18 protein-coding genes and 2 riboswitches are annotated in these 15,500 nt (G+C 65.1%); of the genes, 2 read left to right on the top strand and 16 right to left on the bottom strand.

The features are described 5' to 3' along the window. Positions 1-20: 20 nt before the first annotated feature. A riboswitch (cobalamin riboswitch) is annotated at positions 21-247 on the bottom strand. A gap of 2 nt (positions 248-249) precedes the next feature. The 16 genes from bluB to ACN9MZ_RS01530 all read right to left on the bottom strand — a co-directional run bounded on the left by bluB (position 250) and on the right by ACN9MZ_RS01530 (position 12,888). After that, a complete protein-coding gene (gene bluB / locus ACN9MZ_RS01605; RefSeq protein ID WP_426340599.1) occupies positions 250-903 on the bottom strand; it encodes a 5,6-dimethylbenzimidazole synthase in 654 nt (217 codons plus the stop codon). Positions 904-911: 8 nt separating this feature from the next. Continuing rightward, positions 912-1,244, bottom strand: a complete 333-nt coding sequence (locus tag ACN9MZ_RS01600) for a (2Fe-2S) ferredoxin domain-containing protein (protein ID WP_426340598.1) — start codon at positions 1,242-1,244, stop codon at positions 912-914. Beyond that, positions 1,241-2,242, bottom strand: a complete 1,002-nt coding sequence (gene cobJ / locus ACN9MZ_RS01595; RefSeq protein WP_426340597.1) for a precorrin-3B C(17)-methyltransferase — start codon at positions 2,240-2,242, stop codon at positions 1,241-1,243. The genes ACN9MZ_RS01600 and cobJ overlap by 4 nt, the downstream gene beginning before the upstream one ends. Further along, a complete protein-coding gene (locus tag ACN9MZ_RS01590) occupies positions 2,239-2,643 on the bottom strand; it encodes a cobalamin biosynthesis protein (RefSeq protein ID WP_426340596.1) in 405 nt (134 codons plus the stop codon). The genes cobJ and ACN9MZ_RS01590 overlap by 4 nt, the downstream gene beginning before the upstream one ends. Continuing rightward, complete coding sequence (locus tag ACN9MZ_RS01585; protein WP_426340595.1) at positions 2,640-3,404, bottom strand: cobalamin biosynthesis central domain-containing protein; 765 nt, start codon at positions 3,402-3,404, stop codon at positions 2,640-2,642. Before ACN9MZ_RS01585 ends, ACN9MZ_RS01590 begins: the two co-directional genes overlap by 4 nt. Continuing rightward, entirely contained in the window at positions 3,401-4,192 is a 792-nt protein-coding gene (cobI, locus tag ACN9MZ_RS01580) for a precorrin-2 C(20)-methyltransferase (protein ID WP_426340594.1), read from the bottom strand. Before cobI ends, ACN9MZ_RS01585 begins: the two co-directional genes overlap by 4 nt. Beyond that, positions 4,189-5,505, bottom strand: coding sequence for a precorrin-6y C5,15-methyltransferase (decarboxylating) subunit CbiE (gene cbiE, locus ACN9MZ_RS01575; RefSeq protein WP_426340593.1), 1,317 nt, complete (start codon positions 5,503-5,505; stop codon positions 4,189-4,191). The genes cobI and cbiE overlap by 4 nt, the downstream gene beginning before the upstream one ends. A 4-nt stretch (positions 5,506-5,509) precedes the next feature. Continuing rightward, complete coding sequence (locus tag ACN9MZ_RS01570; protein WP_426340592.1) at positions 5,510-6,721, bottom strand: cobalt-precorrin-5B (C(1))-methyltransferase; 1,212 nt, start codon at positions 6,719-6,721, stop codon at positions 5,510-5,512. Beyond that, on the bottom strand, positions 6,718-7,398 hold the full coding sequence (locus tag ACN9MZ_RS01565) for a precorrin-8X methylmutase (RefSeq protein ID WP_426340591.1): 681 nt from the start codon (positions 7,396-7,398) through the stop codon (positions 6,718-6,720). Before ACN9MZ_RS01565 ends, ACN9MZ_RS01570 begins: the two co-directional genes overlap by 4 nt. Then, positions 7,395-8,297 (bottom strand): sirohydrochlorin chelatase, encoded by a 903-nt coding sequence (locus ACN9MZ_RS01560; RefSeq protein WP_426340590.1) that lies wholly within the window; start codon positions 8,295-8,297, stop codon positions 7,395-7,397. The genes ACN9MZ_RS01565 and ACN9MZ_RS01560 overlap by 4 nt, the downstream gene beginning before the upstream one ends. After that, positions 8,294-9,076: a precorrin-4 C(11)-methyltransferase gene (cobM, locus tag ACN9MZ_RS01555; RefSeq protein ID WP_426340589.1), complete on the bottom strand. Its 783-nt coding sequence runs from the start codon at positions 9,074-9,076 to the stop codon at positions 8,294-8,296. The genes ACN9MZ_RS01560 and cobM overlap by 4 nt, the downstream gene beginning before the upstream one ends. After that, positions 9,073-9,936, bottom strand: coding sequence for an energy-coupling factor ABC transporter ATP-binding protein (locus tag ACN9MZ_RS01550; protein ID WP_426340588.1), 864 nt, complete (start codon positions 9,934-9,936; stop codon positions 9,073-9,075). Before ACN9MZ_RS01550 ends, cobM begins: the two co-directional genes overlap by 4 nt. After that, positions 9,933-10,667, bottom strand: a complete 735-nt coding sequence (gene cbiQ, locus ACN9MZ_RS01545; RefSeq protein ID WP_426340587.1) for a cobalt ECF transporter T component CbiQ — start codon at positions 10,665-10,667, stop codon at positions 9,933-9,935. Before cbiQ ends, ACN9MZ_RS01550 begins: the two co-directional genes overlap by 4 nt. After that, positions 10,657-11,010, bottom strand: a complete 354-nt coding sequence (locus tag ACN9MZ_RS01540; RefSeq protein ID WP_426340586.1) for an energy-coupling factor ABC transporter substrate-binding protein — start codon at positions 11,008-11,010, stop codon at positions 10,657-10,659. Before ACN9MZ_RS01540 ends, cbiQ begins: the two co-directional genes overlap by 11 nt. Next, positions 11,007-11,687: an energy-coupling factor ABC transporter permease gene (locus ACN9MZ_RS01535; RefSeq protein ID WP_426340585.1), complete on the bottom strand. Its 681-nt coding sequence runs from the start codon at positions 11,685-11,687 to the stop codon at positions 11,007-11,009. Before ACN9MZ_RS01535 ends, ACN9MZ_RS01540 begins: the two co-directional genes overlap by 4 nt. Before the next feature lie 124 nt (positions 11,688-11,811). Next, positions 11,812-12,016: riboswitch (cobalamin riboswitch) on the bottom strand. 2 nt (positions 12,017-12,018) lie between these two features. After that, on the bottom strand, positions 12,019-12,888 hold the full coding sequence (locus tag ACN9MZ_RS01530) for a LysR family transcriptional regulator (protein ID WP_426340584.1): 870 nt from the start codon (positions 12,886-12,888) through the stop codon (positions 12,019-12,021). A gap of 88 nt (positions 12,889-12,976) precedes the next feature. On the opposite strand from ACN9MZ_RS01530, the gene ACN9MZ_RS01525 reads away from it, so the two are divergent. Beyond that, the gene (locus tag ACN9MZ_RS01525) at positions 12,977-13,759 is read left to right on the top strand and encodes an enoyl-CoA hydratase-related protein (protein WP_426340583.1); all 783 of its coding nucleotides are present in this window, start codon (positions 12,977-12,979) and stop codon (positions 13,757-13,759) included. 84 nt (positions 13,760-13,843) lie between these two features. Further along, positions 13,844-15,490, top strand: a complete 1,647-nt coding sequence (locus ACN9MZ_RS01520; protein WP_426340582.1) for a DUF1800 domain-containing protein — start codon at positions 13,844-13,846, stop codon at positions 15,488-15,490. Positions 15,491-15,500: the final 10 nt, after the last annotated feature.

Here is a 15,500-nt window from a genome sequence, read left to right as displayed (position 1 = left end):
CGCGCGCATCGTTCGCCGATGCGGGCACCACCTGTCTGGCCGGTATCCGGGCTGGCAAGGCGGACCGTCTTGCCTTCCCATGCTTGCGCACAGTGGCTTGAGAGACGGCCTGTCGTTGACGAACGACGCTTGCTTACCGTTGCGGGGGCAGCACACCCTGGCCTGCCGGCTGAAGCAGCACGGCCATGTGTTTCCCGTTTAACTGCGCGCTTGAACGCGCGCGAGGCACCAAACGGCGGCGATTATACGCTATACACTGTTGTTATCCTGCCACCGATCGGTATAAACCAGGTCGGCCAGCTTGCCGCGCATGGCCCATCCTTCGAGTTCCAGCATCGGCTTGGGGTAAAAGCCGGCAACGTGGCCCAGGCAGATGATGGCGACCGGTTTGCCGCCTTCCGGTATGCCCAGCAGGGCCGCCAGCCGGGCCGGGTCGAACAGCGATACCCAGCCCATGCCCAGGCCCTCCGCGCGCGCGGCGAGCCACATGTTCTGGATGGCACAGGCTACGGAGGCCAGGTCCATCTCAGGCAAGGTGCGGCGGCCGAAGATGTGCTTTTCGCGCTGGTCCATGAGGGCCGCGACCAGCACTTCGCCGCACTCGCGAATCCCTTCCACCTTCAGGCGCATGAATTCCTCATTGCGCTCGCCCAGCGCAGCGCCGGTGGCCTGGCGTTCTTCCTCGACCAGCCGGACTATCTGCTCGCGCAGGGCGGCGTCCTGAATGCGGATGAAGCGCCACGGCTGCATCAGGCCAACGCTGGGGGCCTGGTGCGCGGCAGCCAACAGGCGCATAAGGAGGTCCTCGTCGACTGCACCGGGGACGAAGTGGCGCACGTCGCGCCGTTCGGCAATTACACGATAAACGGCGTCAATTCCTGCCTGGTCAAAACCACTTTGCACTTCTGTTCTCACTGTTGATGGAACACGATCTCCTCAACGGCCTGTCCATTGCACAGGTGCTGGTCGATGATGCGGTCCATGTTCTCGGGGGTGACATTGTAGTACCAGGTGCCGTCCGGCTGGACGCAGACGATCGGGCCGCCCTTGCAGGCGGCAAAGCAGCTTACCCGGCTGCGCTTCACGCGCAACTCGCCTTCATTCAGCCCAGCGGCCTTGAACTTGTCGCCCAGGCTGTCGAACAGGGCCTGCGACTGGCCGTCGGCAGTGCAGCGCGGGCCGGTGCAAATCAGCAGGTGGCGGTGGTAGCTGCCGATCTTTGGTTTTACTGGAGTGTCGCTCATGCCTCGCTCCCTTCGGATTCTGTGCTTGTTTCGGCTTCCCACGGCTCGTGGAGCGTGGCGCGGATGTAGTCGGCGGGCAGGCGGTACTGTGCTGCCAGTTCTTCGATGCTGGCGCCGGCTTCGTGCTCGCTGCGCAGCGTGTCGAGCCACCCAAGCAGGCCGGTTGACAGCGAACGCCCTGCGCGCTCGCCTTCGCGGGGAGCGCCGCCCTCCTGCATATCGTATTTGTTGGCGTAGCCGCGCGGAGTCACCATCAGGCCGTTGCGCACGAAGGTGTTGCTGTTGCCAATCAGGACAGTGCTGAGCATGCCGATATCGGCGTCGGCCATGCTGTCGAGGGTGGTGAACACGATATTCTCGCGGCGGCGGTACGCGCTCTTGACGATGGCGACCGGAGTGTCGGCACGGCGGTGGCGCAGGAACAGCCGCTGCGCCTCCACAATCTGGCGTGTGCGCCGGCCGCTTTTCGGGTTGTACAGTGCCACCACGAAGTCCGCCATCGCCACCGCGTCCAGGCGGCGGGCAATGGTTGGCCAGGGCGTCAGCAGGTCGGACAGCGAGATCGCGCAGAAATCATGCGTCAGCGGAGCGCCGACCAGGGCCGCGCAGCTGTTCAGGGCCGATGCGCCGGGGATGATTTCCACTTGCACCGGATCTTCCGGCGTCCAGCCGGACTGGAACAACACCTCGTAGGTGGGGCCGGCCATGCCGTACACGCCGGCGTCGCCGGAGGAGATCAGTGCCACTTTCTTGCCGGCGCGGGCCGCTTCCAGGGCGCTGACGGCGCGGTCCAGTTCCTCTGTCATCGACTTGCGGATGATCTCCTTGCCTTCAATGAGATCGGCCACCAGCTTGATGTAGGTGACGTAGCCGATCACCACGTCCGCCTCGGCGATGGCGGCGCGGGCGCGTTGCGTCATGTGGTCCACGCTGCCTGGACCGATCCCGACCAGCATGATCTTGCCGGCAGCGGCAGTTTGTTCGAATGGAGCATTCATGGATTCTTCCTTGCGATGGAGACGGTGACGTTGCGGTTGTCGACGCCTCGGAGTTTGAATTTTTCGACCACCAGGGCGGTCATTGGCGTGCCTGGGCCGGCGGCCAGCAGGGCGGCAGCCTCGCTTACCGATGGCGTGCCGGTGTAGCGGCGCACGGTTTCCGATGGATTAGGGACCGGGACGGCCGCCAGTTCTTCCGGTGCGTAGAAGTGCAGCGGCCAGCCGCATTCCTGCGCGAAGGCGAGCAAAGCCTCTTCATCGCGTTTCAGCGTGATGCTTGCGGCGGCGCTTACCTGCGCGGGCTGGGCTCCGGCCTCGCGCAGCGCTGCATGCACGGCCTCACGCACCGTTTGCAGCATGGCGCCACGGTCGCAACCAAGACCGATAGTGAATGTGCTCACGCTGCGCCGTCCAGCGGCGGGCGATACACCACCAGTCGTTCGTGGAGGGCATTCCAGCGCTCTTCCGGCACCTCGGCATGGGTTACCCACAGCAGCGCGGTGTAGCGCTCCAGCAGTACTTCGTCGAAGTGGCTGAAGAAGTGGATGTTGTCCGGCAGCGGTGTCGGCCTGGTCCACCAATCAGGACTGCCGGCCTCCTGCACGAAGGCGATCGGTTCGCCGTTCACGACGTGCGCAGAAACGCGCGTGATGTTGATCTTGGGCGCTTCCACGCGCCAGCCAAGGTGGCGGCCGAGGATATCGACCGGAATGGTGCGGCCCACGTCCGACGCGGTGGTCAGCACCGGCACTGCGCCCAGCAAGTCGGCTACGCGTTCGCTCCATTCGTTGGCGCCGCCAACGTGGCCGGACAGCACCGGGATCACATACTGGCCGGCGTCGTCCACCACGATCACGCCGGGGTCTTCGTCCTTGCTGCGCAGGTGGGGGGCGATCAGGCGCACCACGGCGCCCAGCGACACGAAGAACACGACCTGGTCATAGCCTTCAAACAGGGGGCCGATCTCGTCGCGCAGTGCGCCGTCGTAGGCGCGTACCGTATTTGGCAGGCCGGCAAATTGCGCCGCAAACTTGGCGGAAGTACAGATGTCTGCCACAGGCAGGTCGGCGGCCAGGCGTGCAGCCTGCGCTGCGCCGTGTTTCGTGATGGCTACCAGGCATAGGCGCGGCGCCGCGGTGTCGACAATTGATAAGCTGCTCATGCAGTCTCCAGGGTTAATGGTTGAGGGCCGGCCTTCTTGAGGCAGCCCTTGATGCGTTCGCCGCGAATGCGCTGTCCGTGCTTGACGATCAGCAGCGACAGGTAGCTGACCTTGGTGCCGCGCAGCACCAGGATTTCGGCGCCGCTGAAGCGACGCTCGTCCGGTGCGCCGACACGTTCAATGAAGTGCGCACCTTCCAGCAAGTCCTTGCGCTCCAGCCAGTCGATCAGTTCATCGAGCAGGGGCTTTACCTTCATCAAGACCAGGGTATCGAAATCCGGCAACAGGCGGTCGATGGCGCTGACACCATATGCCGCTGGCACGATTGCGACCGTGTCATCCTGTTCTGCGAACGGCACCGGCACTTCGGCGCAAGCGGCGGTGAAGGCGTTGACGCCGGCGATGACCTGTACAGGCACCTGCTCGTCCAAAGTCCGTACGGTGCGCGCCAGGTGGCCGAAGGTGGCATAGGTGCTGGCGTCCCCTTCGACGAGAAAAAGCACGTCGCGACCCGCGCGAAGCCAGGGCAGCACAGTCTCGGCAGCCTTCATCCAGGCTCGAGCGAGCTTTTCGCCGTCGTGCGTCATGGGAAACAGCAGCAATTCGTGCTTGTCAGGCGGGGCAAGGCCGGCGCGTTGCACAATATCGAACGCGTAGCTTGGGGTCTTGCCGCTACGCGCCGGGTAGACCCAAATCGCATCGCGCCGCTGCAACGCTTCCCACGCGGCACGTGTGATCAGGCCCGGGTCGCCGGGGCCGAGGGAAATCCCCCACAAGGTACCGCTCATGCCGGTCCTCCCGCACGGCGTGCACAAACGATCCACACCGGATTTTCAGCCGCCATGCGGTGCATGTGCAGGATCGGCTTGCTGCGCGCGGCTTGCAATTGCAACACGTCCCAGCTCACGCCCTCGCCCTCCAGCGCCTGCAATGCGGCAGTGGCGGTGGCAAGGTTTTCCAGCGTGACGAAATTCATCACCAGCGTGCCGCCCGGGCGCAAGCGCCGCAACACGCCGGTAATCAGCCCGGAAAGTTCGCCGCCCGAGCCGCCGATGAATACCGCGTCCGGATCGGGCCAGGCATCCAGGCCCTCGGGTGCCTTGGCGTGGTACAGGCTGTAATTGGCCACGCCGAACGCAGCATGATTGCGGCCTGCGATGGCGCAATCTTCCACGTTCTTTTCGATGGCAAACACGTGCCCCTGTGGACACAAGCGGGCCGCCTCCAGGCCTACCGAGCCGGAACCGGCGCCGATATCCCACACCACGCTGTCGGCCCGAAGCTGAAGCCGCGCCAGGCTGACGGCACGCACCTCCTGCTTGGTGATCAGGCCCTTCTCCGGCTGGCGTTGTTCGAATTCCACATCCGCCAGGCCGAATCGCACAGGGCTTGGAACCGGCGTTACGCGCCACAGCAACACGACGTTCAGGCCGGCGAACTGCATGCCAGCCGCTTGGTGCGGGCTAAGTTCTGCCAGTACGCGTTCCTCGGCCTGCAGAAGGTTCTCTGCGACCGCCATGTGGAAATCGTCGCCCACGCCTTCAGCCAGCAGCAGCCGGGCGATGCGATCCGGACTGTTGTCAGGACTGGTCAGCACCAGCAGGCGCGCATGCTGGCGCAGCGCCTGCGCCAGTCCGTACAGGCCGTGGCCAGGCGGGCTGCCGCGCGACCATTCGCCGGCGTCGCGCGCATGGACCGACACGATGCGCGCATCCTGCCAGGCCAGCCCGATGCGTGCGCATGCCAGCTGCAGCGTCGACAGGTTGGGGAGTATCTCCAGCGCCTGCACGCACAGGTGCTGCGCCAGGTAAGGCGCAATGCCGTGGCATAGCGGATCGCCGGTCGCCAGCACCACGCAGCACAAGTTGTCGGCACGCGCGGCGCGCACCCAGTCGGGCACCTCTTTAAGGCGTGCAGTCAGGTCGCGGCAGATGGCGCCTGGCTTGAACTCATTCTTCAGCAGCGCGAGGGTGCGGGCGCCGCCGATCACCACGTCGGCATTGCGCAGCCATGCCAGCGCGGTTGCATTCAGGCTTGCGGCACCGTCATCCAGCACGCCGATCACGCGGCAGGGATTGGGATCAGTTAAACAGGTATCCATTGGTCTATTCGGGAATTGGCTCAGGGTCGATATCGAGGATGTGGTCAATGCCGATGCGCCTTGCGTCGGCAGGACTCTCTTGTGGCAGCGCAGGCGCCGACCAGACGTCGGCGACCTGGTTGCCGCTGAAATCGCACACCAGCACGCGCAGCTGGAATGCACGGCCATAGCGCTCGGGCGCGGTCAGGGTATCGATGGCGGCTTGGGCCAGCGCGTGGTGGAAGGCGTCGCCCAGGCCGCGTTCGACCATCAATTCGGCTCCAAAGCGCGCAGTTTCGGCCGCAGCAATGGCGGCGCAGTCCTCGGGCGTGGCGCCGATGCGGCGCGCGATCTCCGCCACCAGGTCGGTATCGACCTCGCTGCGGTTGGCGTGAGTGATGGTTTCGCCCTGCGCGATCTTGGTCAGCTTGCCCACCATGACCGCGAGCACCACGAGACCAATGCGCTGCGAGGCGGCTTCGTCCAGCGCATAGCGCAGGAAATCGCCCATCTGGACGAAGCATGCGGAAGGCAGCTCGGGACGTTCGGCGCGCAGTGTGGCGATGGCAAAGGTCTCCGTGCGGCCGCCGGTGGTCAGCGCAACCACTTCGTGGCCGGTGGTCGCCGCCACTTGCACGCCCTGCACCACGCTGGCACGCCACGCCGCCGTCGAATACGGCCTGACGATGCCCGTGGTGCCGAGGATGCTGATGCCGCCCAGGATGCCCAGGCGCGCGTTGGTGGTCTTCTTGGCCATCACCTGTCCATCCGGGACGCTGATGGTGACTTCGATGCCATGCTCCTGCAGCAGGGCGGGCGCGGCTTCGCGCAGGTTATCGGCGATGTTACGGCGCGGTACCGGGTTGATCGCCGGTCCGCCTACCTCCAGGCCGAGGCCGGGCATGGTTACCGTGCCAACGCCGTCGCCGGCCACGTACAGCACGTCGCCGGCGCGGCCGGGCAGCAGGCGCAGGTCGACCGTCAGGTGGGCGCCGTCGGTGCAATCGGGGTCGTCGCCTGCGAACTTGACCACCATGGCGTGCGCGGACTGCGCGTCGCAGCCGCCGTCGTGCACGGCAAAGCGCACCCGGCTGCCATTCGGCAGCAGGCTTTCAATTTCCTCCGGCACCCGGCCCGTTGCCAGGCCAAGCACCGCTGCGCGCGCCGCTGCGGCAGCACAGGCACCGGTCGTGAAACCGGTGCGCGTACCGCGTTCGGCCGCTGCCTTTTCCTTCATGCCTGCCCTGCCTTCTGCTTTGCCTCGGCCAGGGCCAGCAACGCGTGGAGGGCCGCGACCACCAGCGTCGAGCCGCCCTTGCGGCCGCGAATGACGATCCACGGCACCTCGGCCACCTCCGCCATCAAGTCCTTGGACTCGGCGGCGGAGACAAAACCAACCGGCATGCCAACCACGAGCGCGGGGCGCACGCCCTCTTCGCGAATCAGGCGCACCAGCTCGATCAGCGCGGTCGGCGCATTGCCGATGCCGACGATGGCGCCCTCCAGCAGGCCAAGCCGGTGCGCCTTGCGCATGGCTTGCACGGCACGCGTGGTGTCTTCGGCCTTGGCGGTTTCGATAACGTCTGCATCGCTGATGAACTGGTGCGTCTTCATGCCGAAGTGCGCCAGGCGCGGTTGCGACAGGCCGGAGCAGATCATTTCAACGTCGGCAACGACAGGTGTCGAGCCGGCCAGCATGGCGGCGATGCCGGCCCGCACCGCGGCCGGATGGAAGTCGGTCAGGCCGTTGAAGTCGAAGTCCGCGTTGGCGTGGATCATGCGCCGTACGATTGGCCATTGCGATTCGGTATAGGTATGTGAGCCGGCTTCAGCGTCGATGATGGCGAAGCTGTCATGCTCGATCGCCTGGCCGGCGCGCGTCAGTTGTTCGGTGACGGTGTTGACGGTGCTCATGCTGGCTGCGCCTCGGCGTGATCGTGTGTGTGCGCATGGGAGTGGCCGTGGCCATGATCATGTGCGATCTCGCGGTAGGTGCAGCCGTCGCAAGGCAGGCGGCTATCCGGTACACCGGCGCGCAGATCTTCCACGCGCTGGTCCATCAGCTCGAAGATCTCGGCCTCGAAGCCAAAGTGTTCGGTGCAGGCGAAGCGCACTTGCGGATACTGGCCGCGCAGGTGTTCAACCTGGCGGTGAATGCGCTGCATCAGCGTGCCGGTGTACAGGTAGTACGGCAGTACCACGACCTGGCGCATGCCCAGCGCGACCTGGCGCTGCACGACTTTTTCCAGGCGCGGCCAGGTGATGCCGGTGAAAGCCAGGTCCACCAGCTCGTGGTCGCCCTCTTCCAGCAGCCAGCGCGCCATCTTGGCCATCTCGCCGTTGGCGCCGCGGTCGGAGGAACCGCGTCCCAGCAGCACGACGCCGGTGGTGGTCGGATCTGGCATGTCGAGCGTCGCCATGGCCTTGCGCAGGCGGCGCTTGAGGATGGCCAGCACCGGGTCGCAGGCGGTCAGGTGCGGCGCCAGCAGGAATTCCGTCTGCGGACAGGCGATGCGCGCGCCTTCGATAGCCTCGGGAATCTCCATCTTGACGTGGCCGGCGGCATTCAGGATCAGCGGCACCACCAGTACGCGGCGCGAACTGGCGGCAACATCCAGCAGGCTGGCGTTCAGCTCGGGGGGAGCGAATTCGATGAAGCACAATTCGATGCGCCAGCCCGGCCGGCGTGCGCGCCACATATCCACGAATTCACGGATTTCCTGGTTGCCCGACTCCTCGCGGGAGCCATGGCCGACGACGAGGATGGTATCGCTCGCTGCTGCAATCGCTGGCATCATGATGGATTGGTTCATGCGCTGGCCTTTCTGAAACGGTGGGTAAAAGTTGGGTCGTACAATTTGGAGCGCACCAGGGTTTCCCAGTGCAGGGCGCCCAGCGTGGGGCTGGCCACGATCATGGCCTGGCTGGCTACGCCGGCTTCCCGGCAGCGCTGCTTGATGTCGGCCAGCGTCCCGCGCAGGATCTTCTCCTCGCCAGGCCAACTGGCTTTGTGCACGACGAGCATGGGCGCGTCCTCTGGCCACCCCGCCGCACGCAGGGCCGCCTCGACCTTGTACATCAGGGTGATCGACAGGAAGATGCACAGCGTGGTGCGGTGTGCGGCCAGGCTGGCCAGGTCTTCGCCCTCCGGCATTGGCGTGCGGCCTTCGACGCGAGTGAAAATCACGCTTTGCGTCACCTCGGGCAAGGTCATTGATTCTCCGGCGGCTGCCATCGAAGCCATGGCGGACGAAACACCTGGCACCACTGCCCATTCAATGCCTTCGGCGGCAAGCGGGCGCGCCATTTCAATCAGGGCGCCGTACAGGCCGGGATCGCCGGTCTGCAGCCTTACTACGGTGCTGTGGGTCCGAGTTTGCTCGATCAGCCAAGCTGTCATCTCTTCCAGCGTCATGTCTTTCGAATCGCGGATAACGCAGCCAGGCGGCGCGTAGAGCGTGGCGGCGCGGTCCACCAGCGAGCCGGCAAACAGCACGGCGCCCGCTTGTGCCAGCAGCTTTTGCCCCTTGACGGTGATCAGTTCAGGGTCGCCGGGACCGGCGCCGACAAACCAGACTTTGCCAGCTGTCATAGCAGTATTTCTCCTTGGTGTTCGTCGACAGGCTGCGCGCGCAGCGCGGTCAGCAAGGCATCCACGCTTCGCGGTGCCGCACCGGGGCGAAGCAAGCCGCGTTTGGCCAGCTCGGCATGTAATGCCAATGCCTGGGGCAAGCGTTGGCCGGCAGCGCGCAGCGCCTCTTGGCGCGAGGCCAGCTCCTGGGTGGGAACCGATGCAATGCAGCGGCCGGCAGCCATCATGTGGATGTCGTCGGCCCAGCGATAGGCAAAGTCGACGTCGTGGGTGGATAGGACGATCGTCACGCCGCGCGCGGCGAGGCGGCCCAGCAACGCCTCGAGTTCTGCTTGCATCGCTGCGTCCAGGCCCGCCATCGGTTCGTCCAGCAGCAGGACTTCGGGCTGCATGGCCAGCACGCCGGCAATGCAGACGCGCTTCTTCTGGCCAAAGCTCAGGTGGTGCACGGGACGGCGCGCGAAGCCGGCCAGGCCTACTGCATCGAGCGCCGCCGCGGCGCGCGTGCGTACCGTGGCGTCGTCGAGGCCGAGGTTCAGCGGCCCAAACGCCACGTCTTCTTCGACCAGTGCCGAGATTAGCTGGCGCTCAGGATTCTGGAACACGAGGCCGACCCGGCTGCGCAACGAGGCCAGCCCGCTGCGGCTGTAGTCGTACTCGCTGCCGTGCCAGCGCAAGCGGCCCGCGCTGGGGCGCAGCAAAGCGTTCAGGTGCAGCAGCAGCGTGGTCTTGCCGGCGCCGTTGGCGCCGAGCAGCGCGTGGCGGCGTCCGCGGCCAAGCGACAAGGTGCAGCCGCGCAGGCCTGGGCTGCCGTCGGCAAACGCGTGCTCCACCGCTTCGAGTTCGATCAAAGGCGTCATAGCCGGTCACGCAGGGAAAATGCCAGCAGCAGCACGCTCGCCAGTAAGGATAGGGCAAGCTGGCGTCGCGCATGCGGGAAGGACGCCGGCAATTGGCGCAGGCTGCCCTGGAAGGCGCGCGCATCGGCCGCCATTTGCAGTGCCGACGCGCGTTGCCATACCTGCACTGCCATCTGGCCCGTCAGCAAGCCCATCGACCGCCAGTGCTGGCGCCAGCCTCCATGTCCCAGGCGCGCAGCCTGGGCGGTACTGCCTTCGTCCCATGCCTGGCGCAGCACGAACAGCATGCGGTAGCACAGCGCCATCAGGTCCAGCAGCAGTTCGGGTACGTGCAGGCGGCGCAGCAACACCAGCAGGTCCGGCATCGGCGTGGTCAGTACCAGCCCGAGCACAGCGGCCAGCGCGGCGATCGAACGCAGGGCAATGTGCCCGACTGCCGGCAAGAGGCCGGGCGCCCATCGCCAGCCACCCCCGCTGTCGGGCGTGACCAGCATTGTCAGGCAGGACAGCAAAAGGAAGCCGAGCGGCGCTACAGCTACGGCAAAATAGGTCCGTATCGGCACGCGTGCCCCGGCCAGCGTGGCGATCATGGAAAGCAGCGCGAGCACGGCCAGCGTGTCGAGGTTGCAGGCGAGCCAGGCGGCAGCGATGCCGGCCAGCGCGAACAGGCCCTTCGCGCCCGGAGCGACGGCCCGCCAGCGCGAGGCGTAGGCTGCGGCGTCAATCCGCATGGGAATCCGGCTCCGGCACCGAAGCCCCCGGTGCGCAACGTCGTTCGCGCTCGCGCGCTACCGATGTTCCGAGCCAGAAACCGATCACGCCCGCACCGATCGCAGCTTGCAGCGCGAACAGCAGCGACGCAATCTCTCCGCTCGGCGGTTCGAACAGCGGTGCAAACCAGGGTTTGTAGTTCGGTGCAATGGTGCCAATCGCCTGCTGCGCGCGCGAATCCGCTCCGCTGAATGCTGCTGGCGCCTCGCCGCCCGGCTCCGCCGGCGGCATGGCTGCAAACCACAGCGGCAAAACGGTCAACAGGATGATGGCCATCCAGATCAAGCCAGTTCGCGCCTTCATGCCGACTTTTCCTTTACATGCGCCATCACCGGCAGCAGGCGCAGCTCGTGCGCGTTGAAGCGCGCCATCGCATTCACCACCAGTACGGTCAGCAAGCCTTCGCTGACGGCGATCGGCAGTTGTGTCAACGCGAAGATACCGGCGAACTTGCCGAACGAAGCGCTGATGCCACCGACCGGATCAGGAAAGGCCCAGGCCAATTGTGCAGAAGTGGTCAGGTAAGTTGCCAGGTCGCCGATACAGGCAGCCGCGAACACCGCGACCGCGCGCGATAGCCCGAAGGCCGCCGCGGAGCGGAATACGCCATAGGAAACGAAGGGCCCGACAATCGCCATGGAGAACACGTTGGCACCAAGCGTGGTCAAGCCGCCATGGGCCAGCAGCGAAGCCTGGAACAGCAACACGACAAAGCCGACCGGCACCATCGCCGCAGGACCGAACAGCAGCGCGCCGAGACCGACGCCGGTCGGATGCGAACAGCTTCCCGTCACGGACGGCAGCTTCAGCGCAGACAGGAGGAAAGCGAAGGCCGAAGCAACGCCAAGCAGCATGCGCCGCTCGGGGTGCGCCTGCAAGCCGCGCGCCATGCTGCGCAAGCCCCAGGCCAGGAAAGGAACGGAGACGGCTGCCCAGCCCAGCGCGTGCGCGGGCGGCAGGAAACCTTCCATGATGTGCATTCGAAACCTCCCGTCGAATGGTCTATGGGAGCACTTTCAAGGGAGAATCAGGAGACGGTCGACAGGGGCAGGCGGGCAAGACGCAGGAAGCCGGTCGACAGCGGCTTCCCTTCACCCCGGAGAACAGTGCTGGCAGTATCGGGCCGGTATTCTGGCTCGCCTTCATCCTCCTCCGGGCCTTCCCGCGCGTTGCGCAGTGGCGTATTTCCGGATTCGTCAGGCTTACAGCAGCGGGGGCTGCACCGGAGTGGCCGCACATGGCAGCGTCACCGGTTTCCCGTTTAACGCGCATCCAGGACAGGACGCGCGCACCCAATTGCCGAATAGTACATTAAAGGACTCTTGCGTGGCAAACGCCTGTGATCTCGGTCAGGAAGGCTGCCATAGCTTGTACGCGCAGGCTCGCTTTCAGGTCGCGGTGACAGACCAGCCACAGGTCGCGCGATACCGGCGTGGCCAGTCGCTCCGCGCGCTGGAGCGCCGGCTCTGCATCACCGATGAAGCATGGCAGCATGGCGGCGCCCACGCCGGAGCGGGCGGCGGCGACTTGCGTGGGCAGGCTATTGCACGCCAGGACTGGCGGTTTGCCGTCGAATGCCGCGCGCAGGGCGGCCGCCATCGGCAGGCCATCCCAGGCGCCGTCCCAGCTTATGTAATCATCGCTGTCATGCGGAACATCGGCTGCGCGGTAAAGGCCGAAATCGACCTTGCCGATGCGCCTTGCGATGTAGTCGCCGGCGCCACCGTCCGGAGCGGCCATGCGCAGCGCCAGGTCGGCTTCGCGCCGCGACAGGTTGACCGCAGCCATGGCGACATCGAGCTCCACCCTTAGCGCCGGATGCAGCGTTCGCAATGCCGCCAGCCTGGGCGCGACCAGGTATTGCGCCAGCATTTCAGTGGTCGCCAGCCGCACCACGCCGGAAGCTGCGTGCTGCGCATCGGCCGGCGCAGCAGCGACAGTCATGGCTTGCTCCACCCGCCCGGCGTGCGCCAGCAGTTCAGTGCCGTCATCGGTCAGCGCATAGCCGCTTTGCTGACGCAAGAACAGCTTTCGGCCGGTGCGGCGCTCCAGCGCGTCAACGTGGCGCGAGACCGTGGATGCGCTGGTGCCCAGTACCGCAGCAGCGCCGCTAAGGCCGCCGCTTCGTGCGACCGCAAGAAAGAACTTCAGCTCATTCCAGTCGAAGGCAAGGTTTTTCATTTTCGGAAAACTGTTTTCTGAAATCACGTAACTGCGTCCAATTCTGGAAACCTATACTAACCTTAATCTCAACTCCCGGAGCCAAGCCATGACCGTCCTGTATGGAGAATCCGCCGGCATCGCGGTAATTGCATTGAATCGCCCCGATGCGCTGAACGCCCTCGACCTGCCGACCTTGCAGCGACTGGAGGAAATGCTGGACATGGCGGCCGCCAGCAGCGCAGCCGACGCCGTGGTACTCACCGGCACCGGCTCCAAAGCCTTCTCCGCCGGCGCCGACATCAAGTACCTGAGCCAGGCTTCACCATTGGAAGTACGCGAGTTCGCAAGGCTTGCGGTCCGCATCACGCACCGCATCGAGAATCTTGGCAAGATCGTGGTGGCTGCCCTGAACGGACACGCCTTGGGCGGCGGGCTGGAACTTGCCGAGGCATGCATGATCCGTATCGCAGCCAGCCACGCAAAACTTGGACATCCCGAGGTGCGCATCGGCGCCGTTGCAGGCTTTGGCGGCACCACCCGCCTTGCGCGCCTGGTGGGGAAAGGCCGCGCAGCGGAAATGCTGCTGCGCGGACGCATCATCGATGCTGAAGAAGCCCTGCGAATCGGCCTTGTGCAGCAGGTGGCCAGTCCCGACGCGTTGATGGATGCAGCGCGCGCCATCCTGGTCGAGATCCTCGACCAGTCCCCGGACGCAGTGCGCCTGACATGGGAGGCCCTGCATCGCGGCATGAACATGACGCTGGAAGAATCCGCAGGCTTGGGCGCCGACTATTTCGGACTCGTCGCGGCAACAGAAAACTTCCGCATTGGCACAGAAGCTTTCGTTAAAAAAGTCGCTCCCGACTACACTCGGAAAAGGGTTGAATAAAACCCACAAAACCTGCGCACGATAGGCTTTGCTCATCCATTTCTAGCTATACTGCCTCCTTAGCGAAATTTCCGAGGGGCAACAATGGACGACACAATTGAGAATAATGAGAGCTCGCTAAAGCTCTCCGCGACCCTGGCCGCGGCAACCCTGTTGACAGCATGCGGCGGCGGGGGGAGCGAGAGCAACGGCAGCGAGGGAGGTACGACCTCGCCGGTGTCGCCCCAGGTCGAATCGATTGCAAGTGCCCAGGCCGCACGTTTCCTTGCCCAGGCTTCGATGGGCGCAACCCATGAACAGATGACCAGGGTCCAGTCGCTCGGCTACAGCAAATGGCTGGACGAGCAGATGGCAATGCCTGCTTCGCCATCGCGCTGGGACTGGCTGATGGCGAAGGGTTTCAACGCCATCGAAAACAAGAACAACCAGGCCGGCATCGATGCAGCACTGTGGGTCAAGCTGATCACTTCCCCCGATACCTTGCGCCAGCGCGTGACGCTGGCCTTGTCCGAAATCGTCGTCGCTTCCCTGGATGGCTTCACCGGTGCCTGGCGCGCCTTCACCGGCGCCGCTTACATGGACATCCTGGAGGCCAATGCCTTCGGCAACTACCGCACCTTGCTGCAGCAGGTCACGCTGTCGACTTCGATGGGCGAATACCTGACCTATCGCGGCAACGCCAAGGCCAATCCGAAAACCGGCTCCATGCCGGACGAGAACTATGCGCGCGAGATCCTGCAGCTCTTCACCATCGGCTTGCTGAAGCTGAACCCGGACGGCACGGCGACCGAGCAGGAAACCTATACGCAGGCCGACATTTCCGGCCTGGCCCGCGTATTCACCGGCTGGGATTCCGACCTCGCCGGCGGGACCAGCGACACGCCGGATTACCGCAAGCGCCCGATGATCCAGGTTGGAACCAAATACGAGCCTGGCGAAAAAATCTTCCTCGGCACCACGATCGCCAGCGGCGTCGATGCCGCAACGGCCCTGAACAAGGCGCTCGACACGATTTTCGCGCATCCGAACGTGGCGCCATTCGTATCGAAGCAGCTGATCCAGCGCCTGGTCACCAGCAATCCGGCGAAAGAATACGTAGCGCGTGTCGCCGCTGTCTTCAACAACAACGGCGCCGGCGTCAAGGGCGACCTGAAAGCGGTCATCAAGGCCATCCTGCTGGACCAGGAAGCCCGTTCCGCGGCCAACCTGACGAACGCCGGCTTCGGCAAGGTGCGTGAACCGATCCTGCGCTTTACCGCGTGGGCACGGGCCTATAACGCCACCTCGCCGAGCGAAGCTTGGGCCATCGGCAATACCAGCGAGCCCTCGTCCCGCCTGGGGCAAAGCCCGCTGCGTTCGCCGAGCGTCTTCAATTTCTTCCGCCCCGGTTACGTTCCGCCGGCATTGGGCGTGGTTGCACCTGAATTCCAGATCGTGAACGAAACCAGCGTGGTCGGCTATGCCAACTTCATGCAGACTGCCATCAGCCGCGGCATTGGCGACGTCAAGGCTGATTATTCGAGCCTGCTGCCGCTGGCCGACAACGTGCCGGCCCTGGTCGACGAGATCAACCTGGTACTGGCGGCCGGCCAGCTGGGCGCAGACACCGCGACCCTGATCCGCAACGCTGTCACCAGCATGGCGACCGGCACCGACGCCGCGCGCGCCAACCGCGTCTATGCGGCGCTCACGCTGGTCATGGCATCCCCTGAATTCATCGTACAGAAGTAAAGGCCACCAC

The organism is Pseudoduganella sp. S-14, assembly GCF_049913285.1.
Taxonomy (GTDB): Bacteria; Pseudomonadota; Gammaproteobacteria; order Burkholderiales; family Burkholderiaceae_D; genus Rugamonas.
Note: the sequence above shows the minus strand (reverse complement) of the source record. Positions and strands in the feature narration are given on the sequence as shown.